Here is an 18,173-nt window from a genome sequence, read left to right on the forward strand (position 1 = left end):
CCGGGATGGGGCGCGCCTCGCGTACACAGAGGGATATCCGGCGGCGAGCCCGGACGATGACGCCGTTGGGAAGTGTACGGACCTGCGCGACCGGCGCGGGCGCCATGCGTGGCGCTTGCGCGTGGAGGGCAAGAGGAACGCTGTGGCGAGTGGCCGGCGGGGCGTTGGCTATCCCGGATCGGCTCAGCCTGAATTCGGACGGGGGCTCGAAACCCGGGCGGCGGCTCGCAAGGCGGCCCGGTCCGTAGCGATAAGTCCCACGAGGATAAGTTCCGGGATTGGTCGCGGCCGCATGAAGGGGCCGGACCGGACTGGAACCGGACTCGCAAGGGAGCGCAGCCACGCGGTTGAACCACCGCACCACATCCGCCCGTCCGTTGCAGTGGCGTTGGGTTGCCCTGAGGGACTTGGGGCTTAACGCCCTCGCTGACCGCTTCCGAGGCAGCGGCCTCCCGCAGCGCCGACCCGCGCCGGTCGCGTCGGGCCTTTCCCATCGTGGAGATTGGCCCGAAGGAGCGAAGAGCAAGCCGGCCATGCCGCTCCCGGTCCGTGGGCGGGCGTATAACCTATATGGTACGTTTTGTCAAGGTTGAGTTAGTACAATGATAGATGCGAGGGGGTCACCCCCTCGCGCTTCCGGGACGTCTTCCGGCGCTGGCCAAGCACTGTGGGGTGGGGTTACGCCCTCTCTCGCTGTTGCGCTTCGAATAACAAGGGCGGCCCTTCGACAGGCTCAGGGCAGGCGGTTTGGGGGGAGGGGGGTTCTTGCTTCCAAGGCCGTCATGCCAGCGCAGGCTGGCATCGCTCTCGGTTTGCGGAACGGTTGGCGCGCTTGGTGGCCAGCGATCCCAGCCTTCGCTGGGATGACGTTAAATGGTGAGGGCATGTGCTGCCTTCCCAACCCTCGTCTGTCCTAAGCTTGTCGAAGGACTGCCTTTTTCTTATTGGCCCCCGCCGCGCTCGCAACCCTCCACCACCCTGCGGATGCGCAATGGGCTGGGGCCTTCTCTATTCCCCGCCCATTCCGGCGAAGCTTTGCGACAGGTGCCAGGGGGCGAGTTCCTCGGCGAGGGCGTGGGCGCGGGGGTCGTCGACGTCCATCCACCAGGCGTCGTCGATGTCCATGGTCGCGGCGCGGCCCTTGTCGGCGAGGATCTGCATGCCGTCGGACAGCGAGCCGGACTTGCCGGCGGCAATGGCTTCGCGGATCGCTTGGGCGAGTTCGGGCGTGGCGAGGAAGGCGCCGCAATCGACCGCATCATAGGGGGCGATGGTCTTGCCGATGGCAAGGATGCGACCATCGTCGTCCATGCGCACCCAGGTGGCATCGTCGGGATCGACCAGCGGGTTGTCGACGCGGCGGTCGATGGCGAGGGTGACTCCGCGATCGGGCGCGCCTTCGGCGAGCAGGCGGGCAAGGATGTCAGCTTCGAACATGTGGTCGGCCATCATCAGCAGATAATCGCCATCGCAGCGGGTGGCGCCGGCCATGACCGAGTGGCCGTTGGGCGTGGACCAGTCGGCAAGGCGCACCGGCACGACTTCGATGCCGAGTCTGAGCGAAATGTCGGCGAGGGCGGCTTCGACCATGTCGGCGCGGTGGCCGGTGACGACGACGACGCGGGTGACGCCGGCAATCATCGCCTGGCGGATGCCGATTTCGATCAGCGGCACGCCGCAGACCGGGGTGAGCGGCTTGGAGGGGGAGATTTCGGCCAGGCGGCTGCCATAGCCGGCGGCGATGATCAGGGCGTCCATCGGGCTTCCTTCAACGCGAAGCGGCGCCGGTCGGGTGACCGGCGCCGCTTCTGATACCAGACGACTGGGCCGGTGTTACTCGGCGGCCAGCGCGGTGTCGGAGATGAATTCCTCGACCATCTGCGCGGCGGTGTCGTCGTTGAACTGCTGCGGCGGGTGCTTGCAGAAGTAGGCCGACGGGCCGATCAGCGCACCACCTTCGCCGCGATCGAGCGCGACCTTGCAGCAACGGATCGCATCCATCACGCAAGCGGCCGAGTTCGGGCTGTCTTCCACCGAGAGGCGGAGTTCGAGGTTCATCGGCACGTTGCCCCACTGCGAACCTTCGAGGCGAAGGAAGCACAGCTTGTTGTCCTTCTGCCAGGGAACGTAGTCCGACGGGCCGACGTGGATGTTCTCGTCCTCGAGACGCTGGGCGAGCATGGCCTGCACCGCCTCGGTCTTCGATTCCTTCTTGCTGCCCAGACGCTGGCGGTCGAGCATGTTCATGAAGTCGGTGTTGCCGCCGGTGTTGAGCTGGTAGGTCTTTTCGACCTGCACGCCACGGGCGCCGAACAGGCTCGACAGCACGCGGTGCACGATCGTCGCACCGACCTGCGCCTTGATGTCGTCACCCACGATCGGGATGCGCTTGGCGCGGAACTTCGATTCCCATTCCGGCGTGGAGGCGATGAACACCGGCATGCAGTTGACCACCGCGACGCCCGCTTCGAGCGCGCATTCCATGTAGAATTCGGTGGCGGTCTGCGAACCGACGGGCAGGAAGTTGAGGAGCACTTCGGCGCCCGATTCCTTGAGCGCGGCGACGATGCTTTCGTGGGTCGCTTCGGGCTGGTCGGCGACGATGAAGCCGCGCTCGCCCATGCCGGTCATGTGATCGGCGACGCCATCGAGAATCTTGCCCATGATGACCTTGCCGCCGGTGGCGGGAACATCGGCATGGAAAACGGCGGTGCAGTTCGGTGCAGCGAAGATCGCTTCCGAAATGTCCTTGCCGACCTTGCGTGCATCGACATCGACGCCCAGCACGAACTCGACGTCACCGGCGCCATAGCCGCCGATGCGGTCGTGGATCAGGCCGTTGGTCGAGTTGTTGTTGCGGTAGAAGTAGACGCCTTGGACGAGCGAGCTGGCGCAGTTGCCGACCCCGATCACCGCGACCTTTATTGGCTTCATGTACTCATGTCCCTTCACACAGGCGCTGCTTGCCCGGTTGAGCCCCGCGCGCTGTCACTAAATTGCCTCAATCCGGAAATTGGCCGGCTATTGCAAGAAAATTTCCCGTCTGTCACGCTTCCACGATTCACCCCCGCGTGTCGTCTCTCGCCAGGCAGCGCGCTGCAACTGCGAGAGCAAAGGGGGACCGGATCGCGATCCATCCATGGATAACGCGCGCATTAGCGCAAATCCTTTGCCACCGCCATGCCCCCGCGATTGCGCGTGTGCAGCATTCCCCGGGGCGCGTCCTTGTGAATTTTTGCACGCGGGACATCGCCCGGTTCGTCACGGCATGCGCAGATGCGGGGGCAGCAGCCGGCCGGTCCGATCGGTTGCGATAAGCGGCGCGCACCAGCAGATCGCCGCGATCCACACGGCAAGGCCCCCGACGATCACCGGCGGCAACAGCGGGGCAAGACCGGCGAGGCAGGCAAGGCACCCGACCAGCACGTAGACATCGCGCTTGAACAGCCGTTCCGCGCCGAGCACCAGCTTCTGCAGCCGCCGGTGGCGGTGCAGCCGCTCGGTCAGCGCGGCGCGCAACACGTCGAAGCTGCCCTTGCGCGGCCCGAGGCGGAGCAGCGAGAGCATCAGCACGATGCCCGAGGCCAGCAGCATGACGATGGCGACGGCAAAGCTGATGTGTTCGGGCCCTTCGCTGCGGATCAGCCCCGTCATCAGGCCGATGGCAAAGCCGAAGTTGGCGATCATGTCGCATGCGGTGTCGAGCATCGCGCCACGGGCGGAGAAGCGAAAGCTGGCCCGCGCGATTTCCCCATCGACGCCATCGATCACCGAGACCGCCTGGTACAGCAGTCCGCCGAGCGCGAAGGCGGTCCAGCCACCCTGCACGAGGATTGCGACCATCAGCGCCGATAGACCGAGGGTGAACCAGGTGACCGGCATCGGCCCAACGCCGAACCGCAGCAGGACCATCGAGATGCGGTTCGAGATCGGGCGGTTGAGCCGGCGGCAGACCCAGCCGTCGGTGGGCTTGACCGTATCGGCAAGGATCGCGCGGGTGAGCGCGGCGGGATCGCGGCCGACGTGGAAGTGGCGCCCGGCGACCAGCGACCGGGCGCCTTCGTCGCGCAGCCAGGCGATGCCTTCGGGCGTGAGCAGCACGTCCCCCGGCACGCGCACTTCGCGCGCCCCGGAAGCGCCGTCATCGTGTTGGCGCACGATCTCGATCCGGGGCAGTGGGCGTCCACGATCGGCAAAGCTGGTCTGCCAGTCGCGTTCGACCGGCGCATCGGCCACGATCACGATGCGGTCGGCACCGGCGAGATCGGCGAGGATCAGGGTGCGGGCAAGGCCGCTGAGGCCCGCGACCCGCTGGCGCAGGAAGGCTGTCGCCTCGATCACGAAGGAAAGCGTGGACATCGCCTCTCCCAGAGCACGCCAATTGCCGCCGTCCCTTGCGGTGCGGCGCGTTCGGGCTATTCGAAGGAAACTATAGGAACGGATCGGCCAGCGACAAGGCGGTTGGTCGAACGCTCGTCAAGATGGACAGGGATTGCGAATGAACGGCGTGAGCAAGGCTGGAGACGGGCACGCTGCCGGGCCCAGACCGGTGCCGCAGCGCCCGCGCCGTCCGCGCGAACTGCAGGACGCGCTCAACCACTATGTCTATCATCCGCTGGCCTGGCAGCTTGCGCGGCGACTGGCGCCGACCCCGATCACCCCCAACATGGTCAGCGTGATCGGCGGCCTGTGCGTGGTGGCGGCAGGGTTCTGCTACTGGGGACTGGCCTGGCCGGCGGGCGCGTTCATCGGCATGGCGCTGCACATGACGTGGCACGTGGTCGATGGCGCCGACGGCGACCTTGCCCGGATCACCGGCAAGACCAGCCCGCTGGGCGAGCTGGTCGACGGCATCTGCGACTACGCCAGCCACATCGTGCTCTACGTCCTGCTCGCCTTCGTGCTGACGCGCGCGCTCGGCCCGGGCTGGGCATGGTTCTGGACGCTGGCCGCCGGGGCCAGCCACGTGGTGCAGTCGAACTTCGTCGAGGTGCAGCGCCGGTTCTACCAGTACTGGACCTATGGCGTGCCGTGGCTGAACAATTCGGCAAAGGATGACGGCGCGTTGTTCAAGGACAAGCGCGGCGTTTCGTGGATCCTGCGGGGCTTCGTGCGCGGCTACCTGCGCCTTGCTTCGGGCATGAGCCCTTGGGCGCTGCAGGTCGATGCGGCGGTGACCGCGGCGATGAAGGATGATCCGGCGCGCCTGGCGCAGATCCGCGCCGAAGTGCAGAAGGAACAGCGCCCGCTGCTGCTGCTGCTCAAGTTCCTGGGCCCCAACCCGCGCGCCATCGTGCTCGGGATCGGTATGATCGCGGGCAGCCCGCTGTACTACTTCATCTACCAGACGATCGTGCTCAACCTGCTGCTGGTCGTCGCGGTGCGGCTGCACAATGCCGCCGCGCGGCGCGTCGCCATGCGCATTGCCGCCGCCTGAGCGAAAGTTCAGCGTCGCCGTTCGGTTTCGGGGCTGTCCGGCTTGATCATGCCGAGGCCGATCGCCAGCACGCCCACCGCCAGCGCTTCGACCAGCGCCCAGGCGAGCCAGGCGGAGTGGTTGTAGAGGAACACCCCGATCGCCGGCGTGACGATGTAGGCCGATCCGTTGACGGCGGCGACGATCCCGGCCGATTGCCCCTGTTCCGCCCGCGTGACGGCAAGGCTGGCGCCCGAGGTGAAGCCGGGGCGGAACAGGCCGAAGCCCAGCGAGCAGATGGCAAAGCCGGTGGCGATGGTGTGCAGATCGCGACCCAGCGCCATCGGGATCACGCCCGCGCAGCACAGCCCCATGCCCCACAGCGTGGACGTGCGCGGGCCGAGACCGAGCGTGGGGATCAGGCCCCATTGCGCGAGCAGCGTGGCGACCGCGCCGCACATCAGCACCAGCCCGATCGAGCCGGCGGCAACGTCGGGCTGGTGGCGCAGGCCGAGCCGGTCGAGCAGGAGGAAACCGATCAGGCCGAGCAGGATCGACTGCGCCTGCCCGCCGAGCGTGCCGATCAGCAGCCACGCGCGAATCCGGCGATCGCCCCAGCGCAGCCGGCTGGCATCGGTGTGCCGGGGTTCGGCCTCGGGCAGCGAATCCGGCGATCCGTCGGGATCGTCATCGACCATGCGCGGGTTCGACGATGGGCTGAACGGCTCCTCCATGATCTCGCCCCGCCCGGCATAGCTCGGCGCATCGTCGGGGAGGCGCAGCCGCAGGGTGACCAGCACGCCGACCGCGAACAGCGCGAACAGCGCGAAAGGGCCGACCAGCCCCAGCCCCGGCAGGATCAGGAGCGGCGCAAGCGCCGGGCCGAGCACCGTGCCGAGGCCGAAGCTGGAGGAGACGAGGCTCAACGCCTTGGTCCGCTCTTCGCGGCTGGTGCGGCTGGCGACATAGGCCTGCACCGCCGGGGGTGCTGCCGAGCCGAAACCGCCGTAGAGCGAGCGGGCGAGCGCGAAGAGGAGGATCGTCGAAAGCCCGGTGAACATGCCACGCAGGCCGAAGAACAGGACCGTGCCGCACAGCGCGAACGACAGCGCGAAGGCGCCCATGCCAAGGCTCATCATCGCCTTGCGGCCGCGGCGGTCGGACCGGCGCGCCCAGAACGGGGCGAGCAGCATCCAAAGCAGCGCCGACCACGAATAGGCGAGGCTCACCCACACGTCGGCGATGCCAAGGTGCGTGCCGATCGAGGGCATGACCGATTGCATCGCGGTATTGCCCGCCGCCGTGGTCAGCATCACCGCGAAGAGCAGCGCCATGCGGCCGCGCGGCAGATGCTGGCTGGCGAGCGCGGCAGGGACGCCCGCTTCGGCGGCAGGGCCGTGGATACCGGTCTGATTCACGCGGTTTGCTCTCCCTTCGAACGTGACGGACTTCGAGATCCTGTCACATCCGGTTCATTCCTTCCTCGGTAGGATCGTCGCAGCGCGCTTGCAATGCGAAGACAAATTTGCGACGCGCTCGTGTCACGTTGATTTGAAGGGTGTTCCGCCACGATGACTTCCACGCAAGCTGCGCGTCGTCCCATTCTGCACCGGGCGAAGCGCAAGGCGGAACAGATGCTCGGGCCCGCCGGCATCTTCTTCAAGGGCTTCGTCAAGCACCCGGTGATGGTGGGGGCGATCGTCCCGTCGTCGCGCCGCACGATCGAACGCGTGCTGTCGCGTGTCGATTGGGACCAGTGCCGGCTGTTCGTCGAATATGGCCCCGGCGTGGGCACCTTCTGCCGTCCCGTGCTGGAAAAGCTGCGCCGCGATGGCCGGCTGATCGTGATCGACACCAACCCCGATTTCATCGCCTACCTGTCGCGCACGATCGGTGACAGCCGCTTCATCGCGGTCAACGGTTCGGCGGCCGATGTCGAGGAAATCGTGCGTGCGCACGGTTTCGATCATGCCGACTACGTCCTGTCGGGCCTGCCGTTCTCGACCCTGCCCGAAGGCGTGGGGCCGGCGATCATGGCGGCAACGCACCGCGTGCTGCGCCCGGGCGGGGCCTTCCTCGTCTATCAGTACACCGCCCGTGCGCGGACGCTGATGGGCAAGTATTTCCGCCACATCGACAAGGGGTTCGAGCCGGTGAACGTGCCGCCCTGCGTGATCAGCTGGGGCTGGAAGGAATAGGGCTTCGCAAGGCTGGCCGGAAAGGTCAGCCGAAGGTCGAGGCGGGCGTCGCGTCGGGGCCGGCCAGCTGTTCGTGGATCGCGGCGAGGATCGCCACGAAGTAGGTATAGGCCGCGGCAATCAGCACGCCCGAGATCGCCTCGGCCAGCACGCGCTGCGGCTCTCCCCCGCTGACCAGCACCAGCACCACGCCCACGACCATCATCACCAGGCCATAGACGACCAGGAACAGGAACCCGGCGAGCCCGATGAAGGCGAGCATCCGGCCGCTGTTGCCCCGCGTCAGGCGCATGCTTTCGCGGATCGCGGCGATGGGCGAGCGTTCCCGCCCGCTGGCCAGGATCGGGCCGATCAGCATCGTGCGCATCACCGGCCACAGCAGCACCGCCATGGCGATCGCCACCGCCAGCGCCGCGGGCAGGACCGCGCCTAGCAGGCCGACGATCAGCAGCACCGCCGGCGTCAGCGCCAGCGCGACGAGCAGCTGCCCGGCGAAGTAGGCGGGAAGGGCGCGGAAGCTGCGGCGGATGGCTTCGCCAATGGTCGGCCGGCTGGCATCGATCATCGCCACCAGCATCGTCAGCATCCCCGCCATGGGAATCAGCGACAGCAGGATCAGCAGCGGCAGCGAACCGGCGTAATAGGACTGCATCGCATCGATCATCTGCGCTTCGTTCATGCCGCTCTGCACCGCCGGGGCGGGCACGAAGATCGCGCCGATCAGGCCCGGCAGGAAGAAGAACACGCCCGCGATCGGCGCGAGCACGTCGCGGTTGGCCGCGACCATGCGCGTGGCGCTGGACCAGGCGGTGCTGCTGTCGAGTGTCGTCACGGGGGCGTCATATCCTTGGAAGCGGCCCGGTTCTAGCAGGCTCGCAGGGGGAGCGCACCCCCTTGCACTTTTACGGACGAAGCACCATCGCAGGCGGCATGGATCTTCCTTCCGATCTCGAAGTGCGGCGCGAGGCGCAACCGGTGCCCTATCGCGTCGCGCTCGACGCCATGGCGACGCGCAATGCCGAAATCGCCGAAGGCCGCGCGGGCGAGCTGATCTGGCTGCTGGAACATCCGCCCGTTTATACGGCCGGCACCAGCGCGGCGGCGGACGAGCTGCTCGATCCGCGATTCGAGGTGGTCGAGGCCGGGCGCGGCGGGCGCTATACCTATCACGGACCCGGGCAGCGCGTGGGCTATGTCCTGATCGACCTGCGCAAGCGCGCGCGCGACGTGCGCGGCTTCGTCCATGCGCTGGAAGGCTGGGTGATCGATACGCTGAGCGATTTCGGCGTCGAAAGCTGGCGTGCCGAAGGGCGCGTGGGCATCTGGACCAACGGGCGCGACGGCCGCGAAGCCAAGATCGGCGCGATCGGCGTGCGCATCCGGCGCTGGGTCACCATGCACGGGTTTTCGGTCAACCTGTCGCCCGATCTTGCCCACTTCGGCGGGATCGTGCCGTGCGGGATCGAGGAATTCGGGGTTACCAGCCTTGCCGATCTTGGCCTGACGGTTGCGCCGGAGGCCTTCGATGCGGCATTGCTGGCCCGCGCCGGGGCGTTCCTGGCCAAGCTAGACGTCGCCTGCCCTCCGGCATCATGACAGGATTTCGCACGATGCACCTGCCCGCCCGCCTTTTCCTATTCGCGCCGCTGGCGGTGCTGGCGCTTTCGGCCTGCGGCAAGAAGGACGACGGCAATGCCGCGCAGGCGGCCGGTGGCGAAGTCCTGCCCGGCACGGTCAGCGATTCGATGATCAACCTCGACACCTCGACATCCGAGCCGCCACTTCAGCCGGTGCAGCCGAGCGCCGGGGCGAAGACGGCCAAGGCTCCGGCGGACGATGCCAGCGGCGCCGCCGATGAACCCGAAGCGGAAGCGCCGGCGCCCGCCGCCGCTCCTGCTGCAGCATCGCCGCCGCCGCCCGCCAACTGAGGCCGCGCCTCAGTCGATCCCGAGCAGCGCCTTCGCCTGGCGCAGGTGCGGCTGGTCGATCATCCGCCCGTTGAGCTGCAGGGTTCCCGCGCCCGGATTGCCGGCAAAGGCTTCGACGATGGCGTGCGCTTCGTCCAGCTCCGCCTCGCTCGGCGCGAAGGCCGCGTTGATGATCGGGACTTGCGCGGGGTGGATCGCCAGCATGCCGGCAAACCCGTCGCCCTTGGCGGCCAGCGCGGCCTGGCGCAGGCCTTCCTCGTCGCGGAAATCGGCGTGCAGCGTGTCGATCGCCCAGACCCCGGCAGCGTGGGCCACCAACAGCGTCTGCGCCCGGACATAGCGGAAGGCATCGGTCCACAGGCCGGCGGCATCCCGCTTGCGCGAAGCGCCCAGTTCCGCGCCGAGATCCTCTGCCCCCCAGGTCAGGCCGGCCAGGCGCGGCATCGGGCTGGTGGCATAATCGGCGATGGTGATCGCCGCGCGCGGCGTTTCGCTGACCAGCGGCAGCACCTTGGTCTGGCCGTTGGGAATGCCGTTGCGCTGTTCCAGCTCGTAGATTTCGGCCGCGATCATGCGCACCTGTTCGGGCCCGTCGGCCTTGGGCACCATGATTCCGGCGGGCGCACCGGGCATCACGGCGCCAAGGTCGTCGCGCCAGAGCCCGGTGTCGACCGCGTTGATCCGCACCCAGTGGACCTGCTTGCGCATGGTCACCTGCCGCTTGTGTGCTTCGAGCCAGTTGCGCGTGACGCGCCGCGCCTCGGCCTTCGCCGAAGGCGCGACGGCATCTTCAAGATCGACGATCAGCGCGTGCGCGCCTGTTTCCGGGCCCTTGGCCAACTTCTTCTCGCTGTCGCCGGGGACGAACAGCCAGGACCGTGGAATGCGCACGCGTGATCTCTCCCTCTCGCTCCGTCAGGCAGCAGCCCCCGCGGCTTCCTGTTCGAGCGTCGGGTAGTCCGTATACCCTTCCTCGCTGGGATAGTACCACGTTTTGGGCGCGCCCTTGTTGGGGTTGAGCGTCGCGCCCTTGCGGATGCGCGTGGCAAGGTCGGGATTCGACAGGTAGAGCCGGCCCCAGCTCACCGCGTCGCAGCGGCCCGAGGCGACATCCTGCGCGGCAGCTTCGGCGGTGTAGTCGCTGTTGAGCACCAGCGGGCCCTTGTAGATCGAACGGATCACCGCGTCCTGCTGCGGCACGGTGGTCGAACCATAAGTGCCGTCCGGCCCCGGCTGGCGCAGTTCGAGGAACGCGGCGCCCGCATCCTGCACGACCTGCGCCGCGTGCGCGAACAGCGTTGCCGGATCCGGATCGTCCGCGCCCTGGCTGTCCCCGTTGGGCGAAAGGCGGACCGAAACATGCGGCGCGTCCCATGCCGACACGATGCCCTGCAGCACTTCGCGCAGCAGGCGCACGCGGTTTTCGGCCGGGCCGCCGTAATCGTCATCGCGCAGGTTGGTGCTCGAACGCAGGAACTGGTCGATCAGGTAGCCATTCGCGGCATGAAGCTGCACGCCATCGAAGCCGGCTTCGCGCGCGTTGCGCGTGGCAAGGGCATAGTCCTCGACGATCCGCGGCATTTCGTCGATGCGCAGGGGGCGCGCGGTTTCGTAGGGGAAGCGCCCCGCCGGGGTGTGCGCCATGCCTTCCTCCAGCCGGGTGGCCGAGGCCGAGACGGGCGGCTCGCCGCCAAGGAACCAGGGGTGGACGATGCGCCCCATGTGCCACAGCTGGCACACGATGCGGCCGCCCGCCTTGTGCACCGCTTCGGTGATCGGCTTCCACGCTTCGACCTGCGCTTGGTTCCAGATCCCCGGCGCACGGGCCGCGCCGAGCCCTTCGCGGCTGATGCCGGTCGCTTCGGTGATGATCAGCCCGGCATCGGCGCGCTGGGCGTAGTACTTCGCCATGATCTCGGTCGGCACGAAGTTGTCGTCGGCGCGCATGCGGGTGCAGGGCGCCATCAGGATGCGGTTTGGTGCGGCAATCGCGCCGAGCTGGATCGGCTGGAACAGGGAATCGTGCATGGACAAGACCTTCGCGGGATGAAATGACAAGGACGAGGACACGAGATTTCCCGTTTCCTTTTGCAACCTGTTTAGCGGGAAACCCGTCCCCCATGTCAACCCTCGGCAAGGGCCCTGGCGCCACTGCGATGTCTTCCGGTCAGCCGACCGCGCGCCATTTCCTGGCGCTGCTCGGTGGCAACGTGGCGCTGGCACTCGGCCCGTGGTCGGTGCGGCTGGCCGATACCGGGCCGGTTGCCTCGGGTTTCTGGCGTCTGGCGCTGGCCCTTCCCCTGCTCGCGCTTTTGGCCAACCGCAGCCGCCAGCCGTTGACCGGCATGGGCCGCGCGGCGTGGGTTGCAGTGGCGGCCGCCGGCGTGCTCTTCGCGCTCGACCTCGCAAGCTGGCATATCGGCATTGCTCGCACGCGCCTTGGCAACGCCTCGCTGTTCGGCAATTCAGGCAGCCTGATCCTGATGGCCTGGGGGGTGATCGCCGCGCGCCGGTCGCCCCGCCGCATGGAGGTGATCGCGATCGTTGCCGCGCTGGCCGGGTCGGCCATCCTGCTCGGCCGCTCGCTGGAGATCGACCATGCGACGCTGGTGGGCGACCTGTTCTGTATCCTGGCCGGGTTCTTCTACACCTTCTACATCCTGCTGCTGCAGCGCGGCCGCGAACGCTTCGGCAGCTGGGCGCTGCTGTTCCATTCTAGCCTTGCCGGGGCCCCCGTCCTGCTTGCCATCGCCCTGTCGCTGGGCGAGCGGGTCATGCCGCACAACTGGTGGCCGCTGATCGCGCTCACCCTTGGCAGCCAGATCGTGGGGCAGGGGCTGCTGGTCTATGCCCTGCGCCACTTCCCGCCGCTGGTCATCGGCTTGGCCCTGCTGACGCAACCTGCCGTTTCAGTGCTTGCCGGCTGGTTCGCGTTCGGCGAGACGCTGGGCGCGCTCGATGCGTTCGGCATGATGCTCGTGGCCGCGGCGCTGGTGCTGGCGCGGTTGGGCGACAGCCCCAAGAAAGCGGGCTAGCGGCAAGGGAGCTCGACTGGTAGCAGGTGCAACCAGTTTGACTGCCGGAGAGTCCTGCCGATGAAGTTCGTCGTTCCTGCTGCTGCGCTGCTTGCCCTTGCTACGCCCGCGCTGGCGCAGACTCACCCGACGCACGCGGCCATGGCCCAGAGCAGCGAGGACACCGCGTTCCGCGCGATCGCCGACCGCTATGTCGAAACGCTCGTCCGGCTCGAGCCCGTGACCGCCACTGCGCTGGGCGATCATCGCTACGACGGGCTGCTGTCCGACATCAGCGCCAAGGGCCGCGCCGCCGCCACCGCCGAATGGCGCGCCCTGCGGGAAGCGGCGCAGGCCACCGATCCGGCGCAGCTGTCGCGCGACAACCAGGTCGACCGGCTGCTGCTGATCAACGATCTCGACTATCGCCTGTGGCGGATCGAAAGCCTGCAAAGCTGGGCGTGGAACGCGCAGAACTACAACGAGGAAGCCGCCAACGCGCTCTACACGCTGGCTGCGCGCGACTTCGCGCCGTGGCCGCAGCGCCTCGCCTCGGCCACCGCGCGGATGGAGGCGCTGCCCGCCTATCTTGCCGAAAGCCGTCGCCAGCTGGTCGCAGGCCGCGTACCCGCGATTTATGCCGAGACCGTGTCGAAGCAGAACGCGGGCATCGTCGAGGTGGCCGAAACGATGCTTGCGCCCCATGCGGGCGAACTCGACCCCGCCGCCAAGGCCCGCTTCGACAAGGCGCTGGCAGCGCTCAAGATCGCGGTTGCCGAGCAGCAGACCTGGCTGGATACGGTGCTGGTACCGCAGGCCAAGGGCGACTTCCGCTTGGGGACGGCGCTTTATGACCGCCAGATGGCGTTCGAGCTGCAGTCGAGCATGACGCGCCCCGAGCTGAAGGCCAAGGCGGAGAAGGCCAAGGCCGATATCCGCAACGAGATGTATGCCCTGGCGCGCCAAGTGCTGAAGGACCGCGCCCTGCCGGAAAAGCCGACGGCCGATCAGCAGCAGGCCGCGATCGACGCGGCGCTGCAGCTGAGCTATGCCCAGCGTCCGCCGCGCAACGGGCTGGAGCAGGCGAGCCGCGATGCGCTGGCGCTGGCAACCGATTTCGTGCGCGAGAAGGGGTTCGTCGGCATGCCCGACGGCCCGGTGAAGGTGGTGACCATGCCCAAGTTCCGGCAGGGCAATTCGGTCGCTTATGACGATGCCCCCGGCCCGCTGGAGCGCGATGGCGCCAACTTCTTCGCGGTTTCGCCGATCCCCGACGACTGGACCGAGGCGCAGGCGACCTCGTTCCTGTCCGAATACAACCGCTACATGATTCACGACCTCGCCATTCACGAGGCGATGCCCGGCCACTACCTGCAGCTCGACCACGCGATCAAGGATCCGTCGGTGCTGCGCGCGGTGCTGGGATCGGGTCCTTTCGTCGAAGGCTGGGCGGTTTATGCCGAAGGGCTGATGAAGGAGCAGGGCTATCTGGGCGGTGATCCGCTGTTCCAGCTGACCGTGCTCAAGATGCGGCTGCGCTCGGTCACCAACACCCTGCTCGACATCGGCATCCATACCGAGGGGATGACCCGCGACCAGGCGATGGACCTGATGATGAAGGGCGCCTTCCAGCAGGAGCGCGAGGCCGCGGGCAAGTGGGTGCGCGCCAGCCTCTCCTCGGTCCAGCTGCTAAGCTACTTCACCGGCTACGAGGAACATCGCGCCCTGCGCGAGGAGGCGAAGCAGCGGTTCGCGGAGAAGTTCGATCTGCGAACCTATAACGACAACGTGCTCGGGCACGGCATGCCGCCGGTAAAGTTCGTGCGCGAACTGATGTTCGGACTGCCGATCAAGTGACCGCCCTTTTGCAAGTCGCTAATATGAAATTGTTATAGGCATCCGGAAAGACCCGGTTATACCTCGTCGCTGGTTTCAGTTGAAATGAGTCTCCGGTCGCTGCGGGGAGTTTCGACCTTCGCACCGACCGGTGGCCAAGATGCTGGCCTGCCGCATGCCGCGTTGGCGTGCGGAATAACGAGTCCGGGGACCAAGATGCCAACCAACACCACCAGGGCGAGCAGCGTGCTGTCCGCCAACCGCGAAGCCGACGCTTTCGAGCTGCTCGGCACACCTGTCGAGCTGGGGCTCGCATCGCTGACCGTAGCGACGCCGAGCGGGTTCAATCTCGACGACTATGCCGGCTACACCTGGGCCGGGAAGCCCATCATCGGGCTCGACGGGGTCAAGGCGCACATCGATTCAGGCACCACGCTGAAGGCGCCCAGCGGGGTCATCACCTATTCGTTCACCGACCTGTCGCACCTGACCGGGCTGTACAACAACCCGACCGCCGGTTTCACCTCGGGCTATGGCTTCTCGCCGTTCAGCGCGCAGCAGCGCACCGAAGCGCGCGCCTCGATCCAGCTGTGGGATGACCTGATCCCGCAGAAGTTCGTCGAAAAGAACGGCGTGGGCGCCGATATCCAGTTCGCCAATTCCTACGACCCGGCGCAGGCCTATGCCTACTATCCCGGCACCAAGGGCTACAAGTTCCAGTCCGACGTGTTCGTGGCCGATCCCGCTATCAACTGGACCAACGGCTGGTTCGGCTTCGGCGGCTATGGCAAGACGACGCTGGTGCACGAACTTGGCCACACGCTGGGCCTGTCGCACCCGGGCAACTACAATTACGACCCGAGCCTGCCGCTGAGCTACGGCAACTATGCCGAATATGCGCAGGACAGCACGCAGTACACGATCATGTCGTACTGGGATTCGAGCGAGACCGGGGCGAACATCATCGACTGGTCGACGGTGTTCTACGGCAATGCGCAGACCCCGCTGCTGCACGACATCCTGACCATCCAGTCGAAGTACGGCGCCGACACCACGACCCGTTCCGGCAACACCACCTACGGCTTCAACAGCAACGCCGGGAACGTGGTCTACGATTTCTCGAAGAACGCCTATCCCTACCTGTCGATCTACGATGCGGGCGGGGTGGATACGCTTGACCTGTCGGGCTTCAACGCCTCGCAGCAGATCGACCTGCACGCCGGATCGTTCAGCTCGGTAGGGCAGGCCGTGGCCGATGTCGCCACGGTCAACGCCAACCGCGCGGCGCTCAACGCGCTGGCGGGCGAGACGGTCGCGGGTAACGCCACGCAGAACGGCATCAACAACGTCGCCAACACCTTCATGACCGCCAATGCCAGTAACATCTTCTACGATACCGGCGTGTCGGGCGTGCGCGCGACCGAATACATGAACCTGTCGATCGCCTATGGCACCACGATCGAGAACGCGACCGGCGGCTCGGCGCGCGACGTGATCTGGGGCAACGAGGTGGCCAACGTGCTGAAGGGCATGGGCGGCGACGACGTGCTGAACGGCTTCGAGGGCAAGGACACGCTCTATGGCGGCGCCGGTGCGGACGTGTTCCAGTTCCACATCGCGGAAAAGGGCGACACCATTGCCGACTTCGTTTCCGGCACCGACAAGATCGACCTGACGCACATTGGCAGCACGGTCGATGGCACGGGGGCGGACCTCACGTGGATCGGCTCGGCCGCGTTCAGCGGCGTTGCCGGCCAGCTGCGCTTCGCCGGCGGCCACCTGATGGCCGACCTCAACGGCGACAAGGTTGCGGACTTCGACGTCACCGTCAGCAGCACCGTGCTGCAGAGCGACGTCCTGTTCATCTGACAGTCGCACGCTAAACGAAAGGGGCGACCTCTCGCGAGGCCGCCCCTTTTTTGCGCGCTTCAGATTGGCGTCAGGCGCCGAACGGCTTCGCGCCCAGATCGCCGAGTCCTACCGTGCCGCTCGCCATGTCGAGCATGCGGTCGAGGCTTTTCTTGGCGGCGAGGCGCAGGTCCTCGTCCATCTCGATGCGGGGCTGCAGGTCGCGCAGCGCGAGGTAGAGCTTCTCCATCGTGTTGAGCGCCATGTAGGGGCAGATGTTGCAGTTGCAGTTGCCGTCGGCCCCCGGTGCGCCGATGAACGTCTTCTCCGGCATCGCCAGCTCCATCTGGTGGATGATGTGCGGCTCGGTCGCGACGATCAGCGTGTCGCCGGGCATGGTCTTGGCATATTGCAGGATGCCGCTGGTAGATCCCACGTAATCGGCGTGGTCGACGATATGCGGCGGACATTCGGGGTGCGCGGCGATCGGCGCAGCGGGGTGCTGCGCCTTGAGCTTGAGCAGCTCGGTTTCCGAAAACGCTTCGTGCACGATGCACACGCCCGGCCACAGCAGCATGTCGCGCCCGAACTTGCGGTTGAGATAGCCGCCAAGGTGCCGGTCAGGGCCGAAGATGATCTTCTGGCTCTCAGGGATCTGGGCAAGGATCGTCTCGGCGCTCGACGACGTCACGATCACGTCAGACAGCGCCTTCACCTCGGTCGAACAGTTGATGTAGGTGAGGGCGATGTGATCGGGATGTGCTTCGCGGAACGCCTTGAACTTGTCCGGCGGACACGAATCCTCAAGGCTGCACCCGGCGTCGAGATCGGGCAGCACCACGATCTTGTCGGGGCTGAGGATCTTGGCGGTATCGGCCATGAACTTCACGCCGCAGAACGCGATGACATCCGCGTCGGTCGCCGCCGCCTTGCGCGACAGCTCGAGCGAATCGCCGACGAAATCGGCCAGGTCCTGGATTTCCGGGCGCTGGTAATAATGGGCGAGGATGACCGCATTGCGTTCCTTGCGGAGGCGGTCGATCTCTGCCCGAAGGTCGAGCCCGGAAAGATTGGTCGGCTGCGCGGTCATCGAAGGTTCCCAGCCGGGACGGGCAAGACGGACAACGTACAAGCGTACACAACGTACAAGCGTACAAGGGGCCGCCCCGGACAGGGAGGGACTTAGGGGGCCTATCCGCCTGCGGCAATAGCTTCGACGTGCGCAGCGAACGGCGCATAGGCGGCCAGCGCGAAGATTGCGGCCAGTTCCGCCACGATCACCGCCGGGCCGACCAGCGTTGCCGGATGCACGCGACCGATCGTGCGCAGGTCATGGCGCAGCGGGAACGCAAACAGCGCGATCTGGCAGGCACGCTCGACCCAGGGGCCTGCCGTACCCAGCAGCGGCATCGGCACAAGCCGTCCGAAACCCGGCTCGAGCACCAGGAGCACGGCGGCGAGCATGAGCCGCCGGTGCCAGGGTGCATTCTTGCGCATCAGCACGGCCGCGGCGAACACGCCCACGAACCCCGCGATGTCCACCCAGGTCAGCGCCACGAAATACGGATTGGTGAAGAACGGGGGCACGCGGCCCAGCTCCACCGCGCGATTTGCGGCGTTGATGGCGGCGAGTACGATCGCTGCGACGACGAGGCACGACAGCCATCCCAGCGTACGGTGCAACGCCATCGAGCGGGCGCGTCCGAGCCGGGTCTGCACGATGAACAGGCCCATCCAGCTCAGCATCAGCAATCCGTGGGCATGGACCCACCACGGGGCGCCGATCGGATGGCTCAGCCCGCGCAGCGCGAACTGGCCGAAGGCGAAGACGGTAAAGATCGCAAGGCCGATCGCCATGCGCACGTGGAAGTCGCGCTCGCGAAGGGCGAAGGAAGACGGAATATCGGGCGGTAAAGGTGCGGCCGTGGCCATT

General features: G+C 67.0%; 16 protein-coding genes. 7 read left to right on the forward strand and 9 right to left on the reverse strand.

Translation table 11 applies throughout. The features are described from left to right. Positions 1-1,008: 1,008 nt before the first annotated feature. From AACH40_RS17625 to AACH40_RS17635, 3 genes are all read right to left on the reverse strand, one after another. Complete coding sequence (locus AACH40_RS17625) at positions 1,009-1,758, reverse strand: NTP transferase domain-containing protein (RefSeq protein WP_338643495.1); 750 nt, start codon at positions 1,756-1,758, stop codon at positions 1,009-1,011. A 75-nt stretch (positions 1,759-1,833) separates the two neighbouring features. Continuing rightward, positions 1,834-2,934: an inositol-3-phosphate synthase gene (locus AACH40_RS17630; protein WP_169493898.1), complete on the reverse strand. Its 1,101-nt coding sequence runs from the start codon at positions 2,932-2,934 to the stop codon at positions 1,834-1,836. Between the two features lie 327 nt (positions 2,935-3,261). Further along, entirely contained in the window at positions 3,262-4,359 is a 1,098-nt protein-coding gene (locus AACH40_RS17635) for a CDP-alcohol phosphatidyltransferase family protein (protein ID WP_338643496.1), read from the reverse strand. A 139-nt stretch (positions 4,360-4,498) separates the two neighbouring features. Between AACH40_RS17635 and AACH40_RS17640 the strand changes: the two genes are divergently transcribed. Beyond that, a complete protein-coding gene (locus AACH40_RS17640; protein ID WP_338643497.1) occupies positions 4,499-5,437 on the forward strand; it encodes a CDP-alcohol phosphatidyltransferase family protein in 939 nt (312 codons plus the stop codon). Between the two features lie 8 nt (positions 5,438-5,445). On the opposite strand, the gene AACH40_RS17645 is transcribed toward AACH40_RS17640, so the two are convergent. Beyond that, a complete protein-coding gene (locus AACH40_RS17645; RefSeq protein WP_338646165.1) occupies positions 5,446-6,750 on the reverse strand; it encodes an MFS transporter in 1,305 nt (434 codons plus the stop codon). A gap of 237 nt (positions 6,751-6,987) precedes the next feature. Here AACH40_RS17645 and AACH40_RS17650 point away from each other — a divergent pair, with 237 nt between their 5' ends. Continuing rightward, a complete protein-coding gene (locus AACH40_RS17650; protein WP_169493895.1) occupies positions 6,988-7,614 on the forward strand; it encodes a class I SAM-dependent methyltransferase in 627 nt (208 codons plus the stop codon). 25 nt (positions 7,615-7,639) lie between these two features. Here AACH40_RS17650 and AACH40_RS17655 read toward each other — a convergent pair whose 3' ends face one another. Beyond that, positions 7,640-8,446, reverse strand: a complete 807-nt coding sequence (locus AACH40_RS17655) for a hypothetical protein (protein ID WP_338643498.1) — start codon at positions 8,444-8,446, stop codon at positions 7,640-7,642. Between the two features lie 98 nt (positions 8,447-8,544). Between AACH40_RS17655 and lipB the strand changes: the two genes are divergently transcribed. Together lipB and AACH40_RS17665 are read left to right on the forward strand one after the other, a co-directional pair. Further along, positions 8,545-9,210, forward strand: a complete 666-nt coding sequence (gene lipB / locus AACH40_RS17660; protein WP_338643499.1) for a lipoyl(octanoyl) transferase LipB — start codon at positions 8,545-8,547, stop codon at positions 9,208-9,210. Positions 9,211-9,224: 14 nt separating this feature from the next. Then, positions 9,225-9,542: a hypothetical protein gene (locus AACH40_RS17665; RefSeq protein WP_338643500.1), complete on the forward strand. Its 318-nt coding sequence runs from the start codon at positions 9,225-9,227 to the stop codon at positions 9,540-9,542. Between the two features lie 9 nt (positions 9,543-9,551). On the opposite strand, the gene AACH40_RS17670 is transcribed toward AACH40_RS17665, so the two are convergent. Together AACH40_RS17670 and AACH40_RS17675 are read right to left on the reverse strand one after the other, a co-directional pair. After that, the gene (locus AACH40_RS17670) at positions 9,552-10,433 is read right to left on the reverse strand and encodes an aldolase/citrate lyase family protein (protein WP_169493891.1); all 882 of its coding nucleotides are present in this window, start codon (positions 10,431-10,433) and stop codon (positions 9,552-9,554) included. Positions 10,434-10,457: 24 nt separating this feature from the next. After that, positions 10,458-11,570 (reverse strand): alkene reductase, encoded by a 1,113-nt coding sequence (locus AACH40_RS17675; RefSeq protein WP_338643501.1) that lies wholly within the window; start codon positions 11,568-11,570, stop codon positions 10,458-10,460. Positions 11,571-11,662: 92 nt separating this feature from the next. Here AACH40_RS17675 and AACH40_RS17680 point away from each other — a divergent pair, with 92 nt between their 5' ends. The 3 genes from AACH40_RS17680 (at position 11,663) to AACH40_RS17690 (ending at position 16,261) form a co-directional block, all read left to right on the forward strand. Then, complete coding sequence (locus AACH40_RS17680) at positions 11,663-12,577, forward strand: DMT family transporter (RefSeq protein ID WP_338643502.1); 915 nt, start codon at positions 11,663-11,665, stop codon at positions 12,575-12,577. 60 nt (positions 12,578-12,637) lie between these two features. Beyond that, on the forward strand, positions 12,638-14,413 hold the full coding sequence (locus AACH40_RS17685) for a DUF885 domain-containing protein (RefSeq protein WP_338643503.1): 1,776 nt from the start codon (positions 12,638-12,640) through the stop codon (positions 14,411-14,413). 195 nt (positions 14,414-14,608) lie between these two features. Further along, a complete protein-coding gene (locus AACH40_RS17690; protein WP_338643504.1) occupies positions 14,609-16,261 on the forward strand; it encodes a M10 family metallopeptidase C-terminal domain-containing protein in 1,653 nt (550 codons plus the stop codon). Positions 16,262-16,331: 70 nt separating this feature from the next. Here the strand turns inward: AACH40_RS17690 and nadA are convergent, their stop codons facing one another. Together nadA and AACH40_RS17700 are read right to left on the reverse strand one after the other, a co-directional pair. Further along, positions 16,332-17,330, reverse strand: coding sequence for a quinolinate synthase NadA (nadA, locus tag AACH40_RS17695; protein WP_338643505.1), 999 nt, complete (start codon positions 17,328-17,330; stop codon positions 16,332-16,334). Between the two features lie 101 nt (positions 17,331-17,431). Further along, positions 17,432-18,172: an adenylate cyclase gene (locus tag AACH40_RS17700; RefSeq protein ID WP_338643506.1), complete on the reverse strand. Its 741-nt coding sequence runs from the start codon at positions 18,170-18,172 to the stop codon at positions 17,432-17,434. Position 18,173: the final 1 nt, after the last annotated feature.

It is taken from the genome of Novosphingobium olei (assembly GCF_037076535.1).
In the GTDB taxonomy this organism is placed as follows: domain Bacteria; phylum Pseudomonadota; class Alphaproteobacteria; order Sphingomonadales; family Sphingomonadaceae; genus Novosphingobium; species Novosphingobium olei.